This window comes from Streptomyces sp. NPDC041068, assembly GCF_040647455.1.
In the GTDB taxonomy this organism is placed as follows: domain Bacteria; phylum Actinomycetota; class Actinomycetes; order Streptomycetales; family Streptomycetaceae; genus Streptomyces.
In genome coordinates this window covers 251,204-267,071 of record NZ_JBEZCG010000005.1, presented here as the reverse complement: position 1 = coordinate 267,071, position 15,868 = coordinate 251,204, and the positions used below count along the sequence as shown (strand labels likewise).

Annotated in this window: 16 protein-coding genes and 1 pseudogene; 6 read left to right on the top strand and 11 right to left on the bottom strand. The window is 71.1% G+C overall.

The features are described from left to right. Positions 1–62: 62 nt before the first annotated feature. Positions 63–410, top strand: coding sequence for a hypothetical protein (locus AB0B50_RS13610; protein ID WP_362329795.1), 348 nt, complete (start codon positions 63–65; stop codon positions 408–410). Between the two features lie 349 nt (positions 411–759). Here the strand turns inward: AB0B50_RS13610 and AB0B50_RS13605 are convergent, their stop codons facing one another. Continuing rightward, positions 760–1,185 (bottom strand): hypothetical protein, encoded by a 426-nt coding sequence (locus tag AB0B50_RS13605; protein ID WP_362329793.1) that lies wholly within the window; start codon positions 1,183–1,185, stop codon positions 760–762. A 373-nt stretch (positions 1,186–1,558) separates the two neighbouring features. Here AB0B50_RS13605 and AB0B50_RS13600 point away from each other — a divergent pair, with 373 nt between their 5' ends. Continuing rightward, positions 1,559–2,071, top strand: coding sequence for a hypothetical protein (locus tag AB0B50_RS13600; protein ID WP_362329790.1), 513 nt, complete (start codon positions 1,559–1,561; stop codon positions 2,069–2,071). Positions 2,072–2,078: 7 nt separating this feature from the next. Here the strand turns inward: AB0B50_RS13600 and AB0B50_RS13595 are convergent, their stop codons facing one another. The 3 genes from AB0B50_RS13595 to AB0B50_RS13585 all read right to left on the bottom strand — a co-directional run bounded on the left by AB0B50_RS13595 (position 2,079) and on the right by AB0B50_RS13585 (position 3,781). Beyond that, complete coding sequence (locus AB0B50_RS13595; protein WP_362329787.1) at positions 2,079–2,738, bottom strand: DUF5063 domain-containing protein; 660 nt, start codon at positions 2,736–2,738, stop codon at positions 2,079–2,081. Next, the gene (gene recR / locus AB0B50_RS13590) at positions 2,731–3,330 is read right to left on the bottom strand and encodes a recombination mediator RecR (RefSeq protein ID WP_362329784.1); all 600 of its coding nucleotides are present in this window, start codon (positions 3,328–3,330) and stop codon (positions 2,731–2,733) included. Before recR ends, AB0B50_RS13595 begins: the two co-directional genes overlap by 8 nt. A 109-nt stretch (positions 3,331–3,439) precedes the next feature. Continuing rightward, complete coding sequence (locus AB0B50_RS13585; RefSeq protein ID WP_362330415.1) at positions 3,440–3,781, bottom strand: YbaB/EbfC family nucleoid-associated protein; 342 nt, start codon at positions 3,779–3,781, stop codon at positions 3,440–3,442. A gap of 321 nt (positions 3,782–4,102) precedes the next feature. On the opposite strand from AB0B50_RS13585, the gene AB0B50_RS13580 reads away from it, so the two are divergent. Further along, positions 4,103–4,849: an SLATT domain-containing protein gene (locus AB0B50_RS13580; protein WP_362329781.1), complete on the top strand. Its 747-nt coding sequence runs from the start codon at positions 4,103–4,105 to the stop codon at positions 4,847–4,849. A gap of 264 nt (positions 4,850–5,113) precedes the next feature. Here AB0B50_RS13580 and AB0B50_RS13575 read toward each other — a convergent pair whose 3' ends face one another. The 5 genes from AB0B50_RS13575 to AB0B50_RS13555 all read right to left on the bottom strand — a co-directional run bounded on the left by AB0B50_RS13575 (position 5,114) and on the right by AB0B50_RS13555 (position 11,253). Further along, positions 5,114–5,764: a hypothetical protein gene (locus AB0B50_RS13575; protein WP_362330412.1), complete on the bottom strand. Its 651-nt coding sequence runs from the start codon at positions 5,762–5,764 to the stop codon at positions 5,114–5,116. Positions 5,765–5,903: 139 nt separating this feature from the next. Beyond that, positions 5,904–8,363 carry a dolichyl-phosphate beta-glucosyltransferase gene (locus AB0B50_RS13570; RefSeq protein WP_362329778.1) on the bottom strand — a complete coding sequence of 820 codons (2,460 nt, stop codon included), beginning with the start codon at positions 8,361–8,363 and terminating at the stop codon, positions 5,904–5,906. Next, positions 8,360–9,055: a GntR family transcriptional regulator gene (locus AB0B50_RS13565; RefSeq protein ID WP_362329775.1), complete on the bottom strand. Its 696-nt coding sequence runs from the start codon at positions 9,053–9,055 to the stop codon at positions 8,360–8,362. Before AB0B50_RS13565 ends, AB0B50_RS13570 begins: the two co-directional genes overlap by 4 nt. Positions 9,056–9,165: 110 nt before the next feature. Continuing rightward, the gene (locus AB0B50_RS13560) at positions 9,166–10,539 is read right to left on the bottom strand and encodes an aspartate aminotransferase family protein (RefSeq protein ID WP_362330409.1); all 1,374 of its coding nucleotides are present in this window, start codon (positions 10,537–10,539) and stop codon (positions 9,166–9,168) included. Between the two features lie 156 nt (positions 10,540–10,695). Further along, positions 10,696–11,253, bottom strand: a complete 558-nt coding sequence (locus AB0B50_RS13555) for a hypothetical protein (protein ID WP_362329773.1) — start codon at positions 11,251–11,253, stop codon at positions 10,696–10,698. Positions 11,254–11,336: 83 nt separating this feature from the next. Here AB0B50_RS13555 and AB0B50_RS13550 point away from each other — a divergent pair. Beyond that, positions 11,337–12,011 (top strand): annotated as a pseudogene (locus AB0B50_RS13550) (response regulator transcription factor); the annotation flags it as partial. Between the two features lie 296 nt (positions 12,012–12,307). Then, positions 12,308–13,657: a HAMP domain-containing sensor histidine kinase gene (locus tag AB0B50_RS13545; RefSeq protein WP_362329770.1), complete on the top strand. Its 1,350-nt coding sequence runs from the start codon at positions 12,308–12,310 to the stop codon at positions 13,655–13,657. Here AB0B50_RS13545 and AB0B50_RS13540 read toward each other — a convergent pair. Next, positions 13,608–14,402: a VTC domain-containing protein gene (locus tag AB0B50_RS13540; RefSeq protein ID WP_362329767.1), complete on the bottom strand. Its 795-nt coding sequence runs from the start codon at positions 14,400–14,402 to the stop codon at positions 13,608–13,610. The genes AB0B50_RS13545 and AB0B50_RS13540 overlap by 50 nt on opposite strands. Further along, positions 14,399–15,046 (bottom strand): DUF4956 domain-containing protein, encoded by a 648-nt coding sequence (locus tag AB0B50_RS13535; protein WP_362329764.1) that lies wholly within the window; start codon positions 15,044–15,046, stop codon positions 14,399–14,401. Before AB0B50_RS13535 ends, AB0B50_RS13540 begins: the two co-directional genes overlap by 4 nt. Before the next feature lie 221 nt (positions 15,047–15,267). Here AB0B50_RS13535 and AB0B50_RS13530 point away from each other — a divergent pair, with 221 nt between their 5' ends. Beyond that, complete coding sequence (locus tag AB0B50_RS13530) at positions 15,268–15,864, top strand: type 1 glutamine amidotransferase family protein (RefSeq protein ID WP_362329761.1); 597 nt, start codon at positions 15,268–15,270, stop codon at positions 15,862–15,864. The last annotated feature ends 4 nt before the right edge of the window (positions 15,865–15,868 follow it).

Below are 15,868 nucleotides of genomic sequence, written 5' to 3'. Positions count from 1 at the left end.
TAGCCACGGCGAACGCAATTCACTGACCCGAGTGGGTCCCGGTGGCCGGGCACCAACTCCGGGTGTCCGGCGTCCACTTCGACGCGGTCCGCATTCAAGGCGTACGAGGGGAACAGGTCGCCGCCGACCTGATCGAGGCGACGGACGGTGACGCCGGCCCCGTCATCTGCGAGGCGACCGGCTTCCGCTGGATGTACTTCCTGCTGGCCCCGGGCACGGCCAAGGACCACACCTGGCCGCTGGGCGTACAACGCTTCGGCGGGGCGGGGTGCCGCACGGTGACGTACATCGGCGTCCCCGCACTGAACGGCAACACGTGGCCGCTGCAATGGTATTCGGAGCCGACGCCTACGGCACCGTACGTGGAACCGGCCCAATTGCTCACCGCACTCGAGCCGGTCAGTCCGTGAGGACGATTCCGTCCGCGACCAAGTAGCCGGTACCCGCCCGCCGTTCAGCCGGGGTTCAGATCCCCACAACCCGTCGTACGTCCATGACGTGACCGCCGCCACCCTACCGAGGGCGCTCCCCCACGCCGTCGTCACCGACCTGTGCGTCCTCACCCGTCTCCGGATCCACCGGCTGCAGCGTCACCTTCAGTCGGTTCACTGTCCCCTTGGAACGCGCCGCCTTCCCCGTCCGCCATCAGGCAGCCCCCTCAACCAACCCCCTCAACGCAGTTGTGGGGCGCAACTCAGCGCTGCGCCCCATCTGCCGAGCAGGTCATGCACGTGCAGTGCATCTAGTACGTCCGGCACGTCACGCGGCGTCGAGTGCCTCGGTGATCTTGCGGGTCATCTCCGTCATCGCGGGGGTCGGCTCGCCCTTGCGGCGGGCGCGGGCGCCCGTTTCGAGGGCGACCAGGACCGTGCCGCGGAAGTTGGCCGCCTCCGCCGGGGCCTGCTCGGCGAGCAGGGTCATGGCGGCCGTGAGGGCCGGCAAGACGCGGTCGGCCAGTTCGGCCACGGACTTGCCGCTCAGGTCACTGCCCTTGGGGAAGTCGGTGAGCACGTGACCGATCAGACCCGTCGCCGAGGCCAGCGCGATGCTGCCGTGCGTGGCGATCTTGTGCGGCGAGCCCGCGGCGTCGGCGGCGGCCAGCAGCGAGACGGCGCCGTACGCGGCGGTGCGAAGGGTGGTCCTGTCCTGGTCGGCGAAGGCGATGGCAGCAGTGGTCGCAGTCATGGTTACGCGCTCCTCTTGATCGGCTGTGCTTGATCGGCTGTGCGTTTCGGTCCGCCGTGCTGGCGTGGCTCCACTGTGGCACACGTCTGGTGCCATGTCGAGCCAGCGATGGCGTCACGCTGCGACACCGTCGGGCCATCGCCCACGAAATCGCAGGTCAGAGCGCATCAAATTCAGCACCGAAACAGTCCGAGATTCCCGCGTGAGCCATCCGAACCGAGATGGCACCACGTCCATCACCTGCACATTCACCACCCTCGGCGCACTTCGGCGCCATTGACGACTCCCTATGGCGCCACATGTGTGCCATGATGGCGCCACGGACGCACGCGGAGTCCATCGGACAGCAACGGACCATCAAAGGGGACGGGTCATGGAGACAGCACCGAGCCAGCAGCAAACCGCTCCCGGCGCCTTCTCTGCCTTCGCGCGGTTCGTGCTCTGTGGGGGTGGGGTGGGGGTGCTCTCCAGCTTCGCCGTCGCGGGGCTGGGGTCCTGGATTCCCTGGGCGGTCGCCAATGCACTGGTCACGGTGGTGTCCACCGTGCTCGCCACCGAGCTGCACGCCCGGTTCACCTTCGGCTCGGGCGGGCGTGCGACAGCACGCCAGCACATGCAGTCGGCCGGGTCAGCCGCCGCCGCGTACGTGGTGACCTGCCTGGCGATGGTCGCGCTGCAGGCGCTCGTGGCGGCGCCCGGTGCCGTGCTCGAACAGGTCGTCTACCTGTCCGCCTCCGCGCTCGCCGGGGTCGCGCGGTTCGTGGTGCTGCGGCTCGTCGTCTTCGCGCGGAAGCGGTCGCAGGGGCAGGTCACCACGGCCACCGTGCCCGCCGCGCTTCCCGCGCGGGCGGGAGTGGACACCGCCGCGCTCTGCCCCGCCGCCTGAGGCGGACCTACTTCACCGTCCGCAGACCCAACGGGCCCGCGATCTCCTCCGCCATCACCTTGCCGGCCTCCTCCGCGAGGAGTTCCTCCGTCAGGTCCTCGTCCGTGTCCAGGCCGTCGAGGTCTTCGAGCGGCTGGTTCAGGCGGACGTGCGCCACCAGGGACTGCAGGGCGCGCAGGGCCGCCGACGCCGTGCTTCCCCAGTTGGAGAAGTACGAGAACTGCCACCACCACAGGGCCTCGACCGTGCGGCCCGCGCGGTAGTGGGCCAGGCCGTGCGAGAGGTCCGCGACCACGTCCGCGAAGTCGTCCGAGATGCGGTGGGCCACCGGGGCCTTGCGGGGCTCGTACGGGTCGAAGACCTCGGAGTAGACGTCCACCGGGTCCAGGAGCACCGCGAGGCGTTCGCGGAGGTCGTCCACGTCCGCCTCCGGGCCGAGGTCCGGTTCGTACCGCTCCTCGGGGACGATGTCCTCGTGTGCGCCCAACCTGCCGCCGGCGAGCAGCAGTTGGGATACCTCCAGGAGGAGGAATGGGACCGCCGAGTCCGGCTCGTCGCCCTTCGCGACCTCCTTGACCGAGACGATGAAGCTCTCGACCTGATCGGAGATCTGCACCGCGAAGTCGTCCGGGCTATCGGTCACGGCGTTCAGCGTGGCGTCAGACATCTAGGAGTCGTCTCCCCTCGAAAGCGCGGCCCAGGGTGACCTCGTCCGCGTATTCCAGATCTCCCCCGACAGGGAGTCCGCTGGCCAGGCGGGTGACCTTCAGGCCCATGGGCTTGATCATGCGCGCGAGGTACGTCGCCGTCGCCTCGCCCTCCAGGTTCGGGTCCGTCGCCAGGATCAGTTCCGTGACCGTGCCGTCGGCCAGGCGCGCGAGGAGTTCCCGTATGCGCAGGTCGTCCGGCCCGACGCCCTCGATCGGGCTGATCGCGCCGCCCAGGACGTGGTACTTGCCCCGGAACTCGCGGGTCCGCTCGATGGCGACGACGTCCTTCGGCTCCTCCACCACGCAGATGACCGACGGGTCGCGGCGCGCGTCGCGGCAGATGTTGCAGAGCTCTTCCTGCGCGACGTTCCCGCACGTCGCGCAGAAGCGGACCTTGTCCTTGACCTCCAGGAGAGCGTGCGCGAGGCGGCGCACGTCCGTGGGCTCGGCCTGGAGGACGTGGAAGGCGATCCGCTGCGCGCTCTTGGGACCGACGCCGGGCAGCCTGCCCAGCTCGTCGATGAGGTCCTGAACCACGCCTTCGTACACGGAACGCCTTCCTGGAGTTCTGAAGTTCTGAGAGGTTCTGAGTCTTGAACTTCTGGAGTTCTGCAGAGGGTGTCGGGTCTCTGCTTACGGTAGTTGGCCGGGGGGTTTCTTAGAAGGGAAGGCCCGGCATGCCGCCGCCGCCCAGGCCCTGGGCCAGCGGGCCCAGCTTCTGCTGCTGCAGCGCCTGCGCGTTCTCGTTGGCCGCCTGGACCGCCGCGACGACCAGGTCCGCCAGCGTCTCCGTGTCCTCGGGGTCGACCGCCTTCGGGTCGATCACCAGGCCGCGCAGCTCACCGGAACCGGTGACGGTCGCCTTGACGAGGCCGCCGCCCGCCTGGCCGTCCACCTCCGTGCGCGCCAGTTCCTCCTGCGCCGCCGCAAGGTCCTGCTGCATCTTCTGGGCCTGCTGGAGCAGCTGCTGCATGTTGGGCTGGCCACCACCGGGGATCACGATCAGCTCCTGGTCTCTCACGGGTTCGATGAGCGTTTGCAAGGGGCGGGGTATCCGCCTGGAACGAGCCTACGTGGTCGGGGGCGGCATCGCCCCAGCACTCTTTCGAGTGAGATCGGCCGTCTTCCTATACCTGATCAAGCACCTCTTCCGGGCGGAAAAGCCGTGAAAGAGGGCTCATGGCCACCCATTGGGCGGTAGGACTTGTGCTGCGCATCAGCAGCGATCGTTTCAGCAGCCGTTCTCGGCAGCCGGTCGTTGCGCCTGCTCGTACGTCGTACGTCGGTCATCTAGAGGTAGTTCGTCAAGAGGGAGTGCCGGGTGAGCCAGCCGGAGATGCAGCCCGAGGGGGTGCCCCCCGAGGGGCAGGGTTCGGGGGCGGGGGCGGGTGCGCGGCTCGGCGATCTGACCGGGCGGGCCTTCCCTCTCGGCGACTGGGGCGAGCCCGCCGAGAGGCTCGACGAGCTGTACCGATGGGTGGAGCGGGGTGCCCTGAACACCGCCGAGTGGTACCTCGCCGACCGCGCGCTGAAGCGCCGGGGGGCGCGGCTGCTGCGGGTGGGCGCCGCGCTGGGCGCCGTGGGCGCGGGCGTGCTGCCGCTGCTCGATCTCGCCGGGGCCGTGGGGGGTGTGGCCACCTGGGGGTTCGTGTCGCTGCTCGCCGGGGTGGCGTGCGTGGGGTGCGACCGGTTCTTCGGGCTCACGTCCGGGTGGATGCGGAACGTGGCCACGGCGCAGGCCGTGCAGCGGCGGTTGCAGGTGCTGCAGTTCGACTGGGCCTCGGAGAGTGCGCGGGAGGTTCTCGGGCCTACGGAGGGGACTGCGGGGGAGGCGGCCGAGCGGTGCCTCGGGGTGCTGCGGAAGTTCTCCGAGGACGTGACGGAGTTGGTGCGGGCGGAGACGTCGGACTGGATGGTGGAGTTTCGGGCCGGGCCCGTGCCGTTGGCCATGCAGGCGTTGGTGCCGGGGGGTGTGCGGGGGGAGGCCCCCGCTGCCCCCGGGCGGTTTCCGTTGCCGCCGGGGGCACGGCCGAACATGCCTCGGCAGAGGCCGCCTGAGCCGCGGTGATTCTCTGCGGTACGGGTGGGTGCGGTGCTGCCTGGTTTCTCGGTGCTCGGGGGCTTCGGTGTTGTGCCCACCCGTTCCGCCGTGCGGAACGCCTGCCCACAACGGGGGCGGGCGGGACAGCAGCGCCGTGCGGAACAGGTGCCCACAACGGGGGCGGGCGGGACAGCAGCGCCGTGCGGAACAGGTGCCCACAACGGGGGCGGGCGGGACAGCAGCGCCGTGCGGAACGGGTGACCACAGCGGCAGCAACAGAGCGGCTGTGGGCTAGCTGTAGATGATCATTGAGCCTTGCGCCAGGCTCCGGGTCGTTGCCGCGTGCAGGCCCAGCCAGACGTGGCGTTCCCTTGCGAAGGGGCTCGTGTCCGGGGGCGGGGGCGCCGCCGGTTCCTCCAAGGACGTGGGGGACGAGGGTGGAGCCGGGGCAAGGGGCGGGTTCGACGGGTCTATGCCGATCGACGGGGCCACGAACTCCAGCTCGCGCAGGAGCGCCTGGGAGGAGCCCAGCGGGCCGCCGCCCGCCAGGAGCTCGTCGTTGGAGAGCGGTGCCGGGAAGTCCACGGGGACGTACGCGCCCGCGTGGTCGTAGTGCCAGACGAGGTGCGACTGCTGGGCCGTGGCGTCGAACATCTCCAGGAGCTGTTCGTAGTCGCCGCCCAGTTCGTCGACCGGCGTGACCTCCAGGCCGCAGATCCGCAGGAGGTAGGCGCGCCGCAGGAAGTGCAGGGCGTCGTAGTCGAAGCCCGCGACCGGGGCGACGTCGCCGGACAGGCCCGGCATGTAGGCGAAGACGGGGACGGATGGCAGTCCGGCCTCATGGAGCGCCTTGTCGTAGGCGGCGAGCTCTTCCGCGAAGGGATTGTCCGCGCTGTGGCACAGCACGTCGACGAGCGGGACCAGCCATAGGTCGCAGGCCAAGAAGGACTCCTCGGTCAGGTCGGGCAAGGACAAGGACGGCAGGGACGGCAGGGACGGCAGGGACAAGTACAAGGGCAGGGGCGGCAAACGGGCTCACGTCGCTGTGCGTCGCCTCGCGTGACGGCAGCGTAGTCGGGCCTCATGTCCTCTGGCTGCCCCGGTGCAGGTCCCATATCCATACGCCGCCCACCCACTTTCCGGGTTGGCCGACAAGTGCCTCCACGGTCAGGCGCAGTTCTTGGTCGTTCGGCTGCGGGGCGAGGACCAGGAGGCCCGCCTTCCAGAACGCCAGGTCCTCGCGGGCCGCGGCGCGCCAGGCGGGCGTGACCTTCGGGACGCGGCCCCTGGTGCGGACGTCGCGCAGCAGGTTCGACGTGTTGCGGGGCGAGGGGCCGTAGATGCCGACGCGGTCCGGGCCCCAGGGCCCGTTGAAGTAGCCGCCGGGGATGCGGAAGCCCAGGTCGGCGGTGGTCTGCCAGTGCAGGCCCTCCGCGTTGGCGGGGTCGGGGACCGGCACCGGTACGAGGGTCTCGCCCTCGCCCAGATACGTACGCCAGGTGCCCTGCGCGATGAACGGCGGCACGTCGACCCGGTCCACGGCCTTGAGCGGCGCGGGCACGATCGGCAGCAGCGCGACGGCGACGGCCGCCAGGCCCGCGTACCGGGCGGCGCCGAGGCCGCCGCCGGCCACCGGATCGCCGTACCGGAGTGCGCGCCGGGGCGCCCGCAGCAGACCGGCGAGTGCCAGCGCGAGCAGCATGCCGAGCGCCGGGGCGCACACCATCGCCACGCGCGACTCGATGACGGACTCGAAGAGCGGTCGGTCGGAGAGCAGCGCCCACGGCCCCGGAAGCACGATGTCCGTGAGCGGGATGCGGAACTTCGGGCCCAGCGAGAGGAGCGCCGCGGCGACGACGGTGAACGCCAGCGCCTTGACCACCGCGCGCTCCCAGAGGCGTACGACGATCGCGAAGGCGAGGGCGGCGAGCGGCCAGCCGTAGAAGGCGTTCTGCTCGGTGGGGTTCATCGCGAGGGCGCTCGCGCTCTCCCTGTTGCCCGCGAGGGAGCGCTCGGCGAAGGAGATGAAGGCCAGCGGGCTGTTGCCGGCGTTGTCGCCGTGCAGCACGCTCTTGTAGCTCTGCGGGCCGAAGAACTGCCAGTACAGCGGGAAGGCGACCAGGGGAACGGTGACGGCGAGCGCCACCCCCAGACCGCGGAGCAGCGGCCGCCAGGACTCCCTCGCCACGTCACGGCGTACGACCGCGTACGCGAGGGCGAAGAGCAGCATGCCGAGCGCGGCGAGGAGCAGCGGCTCCTCGCCCAGGAAGATCTGGTACGTCGTGCAGAGCCCGAGGACGACTCCGTCGCGTACGACACGGGTGCCCTCGCACAGCCGCAGGGCCCTGTCGATGATCAGCGGGATCATGAACAGGACGACGAAGTTCGGGTGGGCGTTGCCGTGGCTGACCATCGGCGGCGCGAACGCGGCGAGGGCGGCGCCGACGGCGGCCGCGCCCCGGTGGGACACGAGCCGCTTCAGGATCAGCCGGTACCAGGCGAGCGCGGTGAGGGCGACGCCGCCGGTCATCGCCACGTTCAGGGCGACCGCGGGGCCGAGCAGCCAGGTCACCGGGGCGAGGGGGACGGAGAGGCCGAGCATGACCGTGTTGGCCATGAGGTTCACGCCGTCGGGCACGTTCTGGAGGGTCGTGAACAGGGGGTTCTGGAGGTGGCGGACGTTGTCCGCCGTCACCGCGAAGAACCACTCCCACTGGTTCTGGTCCTGCATGGAGTCGGGGATGTAGCGCCCGGCGGGATCGACCCAGCGGCCCGAGTAGAGCGTGATCGAGAAGGCCAGGAAGAGGAGCGCGACCAGGAGGTCGGCGCGGCGGACCGCGCGGGCCTTGAGGACGGTCAGCTCGGCGAGGACCCTGACGTAGTCCAGCGGCCTGACCTTCGATCCCTCCTGGTGGGACCAGCGCACGGGCACCTCGGAGACGGGCCAGCCCGCCCGCCGGAAGTACTGCAGTATCTCGACGTCGATGCCCCAGCCGTGCAGCCTGGACTCGGCGAACGCCTCGCGTGCCCGGTCGCCGTCGAAGAGCTTGAATCCGCACTGGGTGTCGCGGATCCCGGGGACGGCGACCGAGCGTATGAGGAAGTTGCCGGTACGTCCCAGGAGTTCGCGCAGGCGGTGCTGGTGCCTGCCGATGCTGGCGCCGGGCCGGGCGCGGGAGCCGATCGCGGCCGCGTGCCCCTCGGTGAGCGCCTTGTCGAGGACGTCGAGCTCCTCGATGGGCGCGGCGAGATCGGCGTCGGTGACCAGAACGCGGCGACCGTACGAGGCGAGGACACCGAGGCGCAGGGCGTGGCCCTTGCCGCGGTTGTGCTCGCCGCTGACGAGCTGGACGCGGGGGTCTGCGGCGGACGCCTCGGCGGCGATCTCCGCGGTGCGGTCGGTGGAGCCGTCGTCGACGACGATCACCTCCCACTCGCCGCGCTCAGTGGCGTCGAGGTAGTCGCAGATCGCGGCCAGCGAGGGCCCGAGGCGCCGCTCCTCGTTGTAGGCGGGGACGACGACCGACAGATCGACGCTCATGCAGCGGCCAGCCGCTCGATGAGGGCCAGGGAGTGCGCGTTGTACTCCCTGACGATCGCGTGGGCGGCCGCCGGGTCGCGGTGCACCAGGGCGTCGACGAGTTCGGTGTGCCGGGACCAGAGCGTGCCGCGGAGGTCGCCGCCGTTCTCGCTCCACCGGCGCAGGTGGGTGACGGCGCAGACCCAGGACTTCACGCGCAGGCGGTGCAGGAACTCGGAGAGGTAGGGGTTGCCGAAGAGGGCGCTGAGCTCGCGCCAGAAGCGGAGGTCGTAGCCGATCAGGACGGTCAGGTCGCCCGCGCAGGCGGCGCGGGCGGCCTCCTCGCCGCGGCGGCGTACGGAGAGCAGCGCGTCGCCCATGTCGCCCCGCTCGGCGCCGTGCTCCACGAGGTCGCGGAAGATGCCGTCGGCGACGAGGCCGCGGGCCTCCAGCATGCCGCGGTAGTCGTCCAGGGTGTGCTCGTGGACGCGGAACCCGCGGTGCTGGTCGGCGTCCAGGAGGCCCTGGGCGGTGAGGTTCACCAGGGCCTCGCGGACGGGCGTCGCGGAGACGCCGTACTGCTCGGCGATCTCCTTCACCGTGAACTCCTGGCCCGGCTCGAGCCTGCCGGCCAGGACCTCGTCACGGAGGGCGTCGGCGATCTGCTGGCGCAGAGTGCTGCGGATGACGGCAGGACCGTCGGTGCCGGGCATCTGGGTTCCCCCGCGGAGTCCGTGTACGTGGTCGTCTTGCTTATGAGCACGTCAGACTACGTGGTCGGGGTTCCGGGGAGCCGGGGCGTGATCGCCAGGTACAAGAACGGTTACACCGTGTGCTCGTCCGCCACCGACAAGGCCACGTCCAGGGCCGCCAGTCCCTCCTTCGCCTCCGCCTCCGTGATGTTGCACGGCGGGACGACGTGGGTGCGGTTCATGTTGATGAAGGGCCACAGGCCGTTCTTCTTCGCCGCCGCGCCGAACGCCGCCATGGGGGCGTTCGCCTCGCCGGTGGCGTTGTAGGGGACCAGAGGCTCGCGGGTCTCCCGGTTCTTCACCAGCTCAAGGGCCCAGAACATGCCGGCACCGCGCACCTCTCCCACGCTCGGGTGGCGCTCGGCGAGCGCGCGCAGGCCCGGCTCGATGACCTGGGCGCCCAGGTTCGCGGCGTGCTCGACGACGCGCTCCTGCGCCATGACGCCGATCGTCGCGACGGCTGCGGCGCAGGCCAGCGGGTGCCCGGAGTAGGTGAGCCCGCCCGGGTAGGGCCGCTTGGCGAAGGTCTCCGCGATCTTCCCGGAGATGGCGACGCCGCCGAGCGGCACGTAGCCGGAGTTCACGCCCTTGGCGAAGGTCATCAGGTCCGGCACGACGTCGAAGAGGTCGGCGGCGAACCACTCACCGGTGCGGCCGAAACCGGCCATGACCTCGTCCAGCACAAAGACGATGCCGTACTTGTCGCACAGTTCCCGCACGCCCGCCAGATAGCCCGGCGGCGGGACCATGATGCCCGCCGTGCCCGGCACGGTCTCCAGGATGATCGCGGCGACGGTCGCGGGACCCTCGTACACGATGGTGTCCTCGAGGTGCTGGAGCGCGCGCTCGCACTCCTGCTGCTCGGTCTCGGCGTAGAAGCGGGAGCGGTACAGGAACGGCGCCCAGAAACGGACGACGCCCGCCGTGCCGGTGTCGGAGGCCCAACGGCGCGGGTCGCCGGTGAGGTTGATCGCCTGATGGGTGCCGCCGTGGTACGAGCGGTAGGCGGAGAGCACCTTGGGGCGGCCCGTGTGCAGACGGGCCATGCGGGTGGCGTGCTCGACGGCGTCGGCGCCGCCGTTGGTGAAGAAGATCTTGTCCAGGTCGCCGGGGGTCCGCTCGGCGATGAGGCGTGCGGCCTCGGAGCGGGCCTCGACGGCGAAGGCGGGCGCGAACGTCGTCATCGTCGCCGCCTGCTCCTGGATCGCGGCGACGACCTTCGGGTGCTGGTACCCGATGTTGGTGTAGACGAGGCCGCTGGTGAAGTCGAGGTAACGGTTCCCGTCGTAGTCCCAGAAGTACGAGCCTTCGGCACCGGCGACGGCCAGCGGGTCGATGAGCTCCTGTGCGGACCAGGAGTGGAAGACGTGTGCGCGGTCCGCGGCCTTCACGGCCCGCCCGTCTCCCGCCACCACCCTTCCAACGGGGCGCTGCGCGCCGCCCATCTTGTCTCCGACCTGGGGATTCGGCTGAGGGGTCATGGGGCGAGGGTAAATGTCCGCAGAGTGGACACGACATGGGCGTCCTGTCTGACGTGTGGTGCGGAACGCGACAGAGTGTCGCGCGACGAGCCCTCCCGGGGCGCTGCCACGCGTAAGAGATCAGTCGTCGTCCGTGTCCGGCACGACCTCGGCCCGCGGCCCGTCCGCCGTGCACCGGATCTCGTACGGCAGGTCCTCCTGCTCGTCGTCGTCCCCCGGCTCGGCCTCGAGCCGTACGACGGCCGCGGGCCCGCGCTCCACGTCGTCGTCGATGTGGAACCCGTCGGCGGGACTCCAGGAGACGAGATAGACGGTGCCGTCGGCTCGGCACTCGACGGTGGCGGAACCGCCGGTGAAGCGGACGGTGGAGCGCTCGGCGGTGGGAGTGGAGGAGGGCGTACGGCTGGGCTTCGCGGAGGGAGAAGAGGCCCCGACACCGGACGCCCCCCCAGAAGCCCCCGCACTGTCACCCCCACCCCCACCCCCACCCCCACTGTCACCGTCACCTGCACGGGCACTGGCGAGAGCACGCTGCACGGCGGCCTCGTCCAACGGCCGACTGTGAGCAGATTCGCCCGCGCTGTCCGAACTGGCCAACTGCCAGGCGCCCAGCGCCCCCGCCGCCGTGCCCACGGCCACCCACGCGGCCGTGACGACGGCGCTCCGCCACTTCCTCATCCCGCCACTGTGCCGCATCGTTTCCTAACGTCCGGTTAAGCCCCCGACAAAGCCCCGTCCCTGCCCCTGACTACGGTGGTTGTATGGCACATCTTCTTGTCGTAGAGGACGACCCCCAACTCCGTGGCGCGCTGGTGCGGGCCCTGCGCGACAAGGGGCACGCGGTGGCGACCGCGCCGAGCGGCATGGCGGGCCTGGACGCGGCGGTGACCAGCAGGCCGGACCTGGTGGTCCTCGACCTGGGGCTGCCGGACGTCGACGGCGCCCAAGTCCTCCGCATGCTCCGCGCGGTGAGCGACGTCCCCGTGATCGTGGCCACGGCCCGCGACGACGAGCCGGAAATGGTGACGGTCCTGGAGGCCGGGGCGGACGACTACATCATCAAGCCCTTCGGCGCCGCCCAACTGGACGCCCGGGTCAAGGCGGTCCTGCGCCGCCTGGGCGCGACGGAGACAGAGGAGCCCCTCCACGTCGGCGGCCTCTCCATCGACCCGACCTCCCGCGAGGTGACCCTGAACGGCCACCACATCGACCTGACGCCACGCGAGTTCGACCTCCTCGCCTACCTGGCCCGCCGCCCCGGCCAGGTGATCTCGCGCCGCGAACTCCTCGCCGAGGTCTGGCAACAGCCGCTGGGAGGCGCCGACAAGACGGTCGACGTCCACCTCTCCTGGCTCCGCCGCAAGCTGGGTGAAACAGCCCAGCACCCCCGCTACCTCCACACGGTCCGCACGGTAGGGGTAAAGCTGACGCCGCCCGAAGGCCCCGGAGCAGCGACCCCTCACCGGCCCGAGGCCGCGTACGAGACGGGAGGGGACGCGGGGGTATGTGCGCACGGAGCACCGAGCACAAAGCCGACCCCAGCCGCAGCAACAACACCCCGCAACAAAGATGGCGAGTACGGACATACCCCCGCGGCCCCGCACCCAAAGAAACAAGGCGTACACCCCGCACCGGGCAAAGCACCGAAACCAAAAGACGAACCACCCCCCACTTCCACGAACAAACCAAACGCACCCGCACCCGACAACAACCCCGCACCACAGGCAGACTGATGCGCCGAAGCCTCCTCCTCCTGACGGCGGCGACAACGGCCCTGGTGCTCACCGCACTCCTTGTCCCCCTCACCCTCCTCACCCGCACGCACGCCGCCGACCGCGCCACCTCCGAGGCCACCGCCCGCGCCCAGTGGGTCGCCCACGCCATCGGCCCGGCCCTGGCGACCGCGGACGAGCGCGAGACCGCCGAGCAGACGGTGGAGAGCGTCAACGGCAAGGACCTGCCGGCCACTTCCCTGATCCTTGCGAACAACGAGGTCATCGGCCCGCACCCGCAGCAGCACACCCCCGCCGTCACGGACCCGATCCGCCTGGCCCGCACGGGCCGCGCGTTCACCTACGAACCCGAGTCCGGCGGCCGCCTGGTCCTCGTCCCCGTCCAGGGCGCCGAGGACGGCACGGCGGTGGTCCAAGTAACGCTCACCGAAGCCCAGTTGTACGCGGGCACCCTCGCCTCCTGGCTGGTCCTCGCCGGCATCGGCGTAGGCCTCGTACTCCTGGGTCTCCTCCTCGCCGACCGCCTCGGCGCACGCCTGGTCGGCGCGACCCGCCGCCTCGCCCGCACGGCGGACCGCCTGGCCGCAGGCGACCTCACGGCGCGCGCCACCCCCGAGGGCCCGCCCGAACTCCGCCTGATCGCGGGCGAACTGAACCGCCTGGCCGCCCGCATCGACGAGCTCCTGACCGCCGAGCGGGAGAACGCCGCCGACCTGGCCCACCGCCTGCGCACCCCGGTGGCGGCCCTGCGCCTGGACGCGGAGACGCTGCGCGACACGGACGAGGCACGACGCATCGCGGCGGACGTCACGGCCCTGGAGCGCAGCGTCGACGACGTGATCCGCAAGGCACGGCGCCCCTTGCGCGAGGCGCCGCGCGCGGACCTGGCGGCGGTGGCGCGGGAGCGAGCGGCGTTCTGGGAGCCGCTGGCGGAGGACCAGAACCGCCGCACCGAAACCACCACACCACCCCACGAGATCCCCGTACCGGTCCCCGAGGACGAACTGACGGCAGCCCTGGACGCGTTGATAGGAAACGTCCTGGACCACACCCCGCAAGGCACCCCGTTCTCGGTCACCGTCACGGCCCGCAGCACACGGGACGGAAACCACGCGGAACTGACCATCGCCGACGAGGGCCCCGGCTTCCCCGACACCACGTCCCCCGACCGAGGCACCAGCGGCGCGGGCTCCACAGGCCTGGGCCTGGACATCGCGCGCCGCACCGCGGAGGAGGCGAACGGCGCCTTCGAGACGCGGAGCACCCCCGAGGGCGCCCGCGTCACGCTGACGTTCCCCCTCACGCCGCCCGGGGGAAAGCCGTCCGCACCGCGCGGGCCCACTTGTTGATGCCCAGTTCGGGCCGCACCGCCGCGTACCCGCCGCAGTACTTCGTGAAGTCGGCGGCGCGCACGCCGAACCGGTGCAACACCCGGTCGGCGTCGGTCAGATGGCCCTTGGTCTTGGTCTCCACGAGCACGAGCCCGCTGTCGGCCTCGGCGCTGCGCCCGGTCACGGTGTCGCGCACGACGAGCCCGGCGTCGCAGGTGATGCGCTGCCCGTCGGCGACGAAGGTGGCGCGCCGGTAGTCGGTGACCAGCGACGTGACGAGCCCGCCCGGGGCGTCGATCCCGTACGACCCGCGCAGCACACCGGACAGGAACCCGAGCCGCACCGCGTCCAGGGCGTGATCGTCCCCGGCGAGCCGCTGCCGGTGCTTGACGGTCTCGCCGCGCCCGCTCTTCAGCTTGATCTCGAACTGCCGCTCCCCGCTGTCCTGGTAGACGCGCTCGCGGATGCGGTACCGCAGGCGCCGCCCCTGCCGGTGGTCGTGGAAGGTGAGCAGTTCAGGGGTGTCGTAGTACGTCGAGTGATACCGGAACCACCGCTTCCCCCCGATGCTGAGGGCCCGGAAGGGGCCGCCCGCCCTGCGCGGGTCGGTGAGCAGCGCCGCGAGATCCTCGAAGATCTCGACGGGCACCAGATAGCTGTTGTCGTAGCGGGCGAGGAGCTCCGCCCGAGCGTTCACCTCGTCAAGCGCGATGGGGTGCGCGGCGAGGGCGGCGCGGCCGATGGCGCGTACGGCGGGGTTCACACGGTCTCCTTCGGGTGACTGGGGGGAAACGTGTTGGACCGGGTCGTGCGTCGTCGTACGGTCAACTCCCGGCGCGGCACGGAAGGTTCCGGCTGGCGGAAGCGGACTTCCAGGACCATCAGATCGCGTACGTAATCCACCTCCTGGACGGTCCACCCCAGAGGCCGCCCGAGGCGCCGCTCCAGCTCGGCGCGGAGCGGCCCCTCCTCGCGGTAGACGGCATCCAGCGTGACGACCGCGCGGCGGTCGCGGGCGAAGAGGCGGGGGTGGTCCGCGCCGTACATCACCACGAGCAGGACGGCGGCGAGCAGCGTCGCGACGGGCAGGCTCAGGGCGGGCAGCCCGCAGAGCAGGCCGAGGACCAGGGTGATGAAGTAGTACGCCACTTCCTGGTGCTGCAGGGCGTCCGAGCGCAGCCGCACGATCGAGAGCACCCCGAAGAGCCCGAAGCCCAGGGCGAGTCCGCCGTTCCCGCCGACGGTACCGAGCCCGGCGACCACCGCGAACAGGGCGACGTTCAGGGCGAGGTAGGCGGGGACGAGTTCGCGCCTGCGGTGCCGCGGATAGAAGACGCCGAAGGTCAGCAGGGAGACGGCGGCCAGATCGAGGCCCAGGTGGGCACTGAGAGTCAGTGTGCTGTCCATGGCAAGGACGCTAGGGACGGGCGGGTTAAGGGCGCCCCTCACGGAAGTTAAGAACGCACCCGCAGCCCACACCGAACAGCACCCCACCACCACAAATCCCAGAGCAGACACCGCAGGCCCAGAACAAGCCGCACCCAGCACCGCCACCCCCTATTGACAGCTCACTGTCAGCTTGACAGCATGCTTACATAAGCACGGCTCGCCCACCACCGGAGGTCGTCATGTCCCGCAAGCCCGCACACCTGGCCGTCTACGACACGTCCGCCGACTGGGAGACCGGCCACACCACAGCCTGGCTGGCCCGCGCCGGGTACGAGATCCGCACGGTCGCGCCCTCCGCGGCCCCGGTCCGCTCGATGGGCGGCCTGCGCGTCCAGCCCGATCTGTCGCTCGACGAGCTGCGGCCCGAGGACAGCGCGCTGCTGATCCTGCCGGGCGCCGACCTGTGGGACACGAGCGAGGACCTGGCGCCGTTCGCGCGCACGGCCCGCGCGTTCCTCGACGCCGGGGTGCCGGTCGCCGCGATCTGCGGCGCCACGGCGGGGCTCGCCCGCGAGGGCCTGCTCGACGACCGCGCGCACACCAGCGCGGCGGCGATGTACCTGGCCGCCACCGGCTACAAGGGCGGCGAGCGGTACGTCGAGGCGGACGCGGTCACCGACGGCGACCTGATCACGGCGGGCCCGACCGAGCCGGTCGCGTTCGCGCGGGAGGTCTTCGGCCGACTCGGCGGCATCTTCGACGACGAGAAGCTCGACGCCTGGTACCGCCTCTTCCACGACTCGGACCCGGCGGCGTTCGAGACCCTCAACTCCTGAGCGG

Excerpts from the sequence above, each read along its gene's own strand:
- AB0B50_RS13600 (WP_362329790.1), top strand. The coding sequence starts at position 1,559 with ATGGAGACAGCACCGAGCCAGCAGCAAACCGCTCCCGGCGCCTTCTCT.
- AB0B50_RS13565 (WP_362329775.1), bottom strand. The coding sequence starts at position 9,055 with ATGCCCGGCACCGACGGTCCTGCCGTCATCCGCAGCACTCTGCGCCAG.
- AB0B50_RS13560 (WP_362330409.1), bottom strand. The coding sequence starts at position 10,539 with ATGGGCGGCGCGCAGCGCCCCGTTGGAAGGGTGGTGGCGGGAGACGGG.
- AB0B50_RS13595 (WP_362329787.1), bottom strand. The coding sequence starts at position 2,738 with ATGTCTGACGCCACGCTGAACGCCGTGACCGATAGCCCGGACGACTTC.
- AB0B50_RS13570 (WP_362329778.1), bottom strand. The coding sequence starts at position 8,363 with ATGAGCGTCGATCTGTCGGTCGTCGTCCCCGCCTACAACGAGGAGCGG.
- AB0B50_RS13545 (WP_362329770.1), top strand. The coding sequence starts at position 12,308 with ATGCGCCGAAGCCTCCTCCTCCTGACGGCGGCGACAACGGCCCTGGTG.
- AB0B50_RS13605 (WP_362329793.1), bottom strand. The coding sequence starts at position 1,185 with ATGACTGCGACCACTGCTGCCATCGCCTTCGCCGACCAGGACAGGACC.
- AB0B50_RS13530 (WP_362329761.1), top strand. The coding sequence starts at position 15,268 with ATGTCCCGCAAGCCCGCACACCTGGCCGTCTACGACACGTCCGCCGAC.
- AB0B50_RS13555 (WP_362329773.1), bottom strand. The coding sequence starts at position 11,253 with ATGAGGAAGTGGCGGAGCGCCGTCGTCACGGCCGCGTGGGTGGCCGTG.
- AB0B50_RS13535 (WP_362329764.1), bottom strand. The coding sequence starts at position 15,046 with ATGGACAGCACACTGACTCTCAGTGCCCACCTGGGCCTCGATCTGGCC.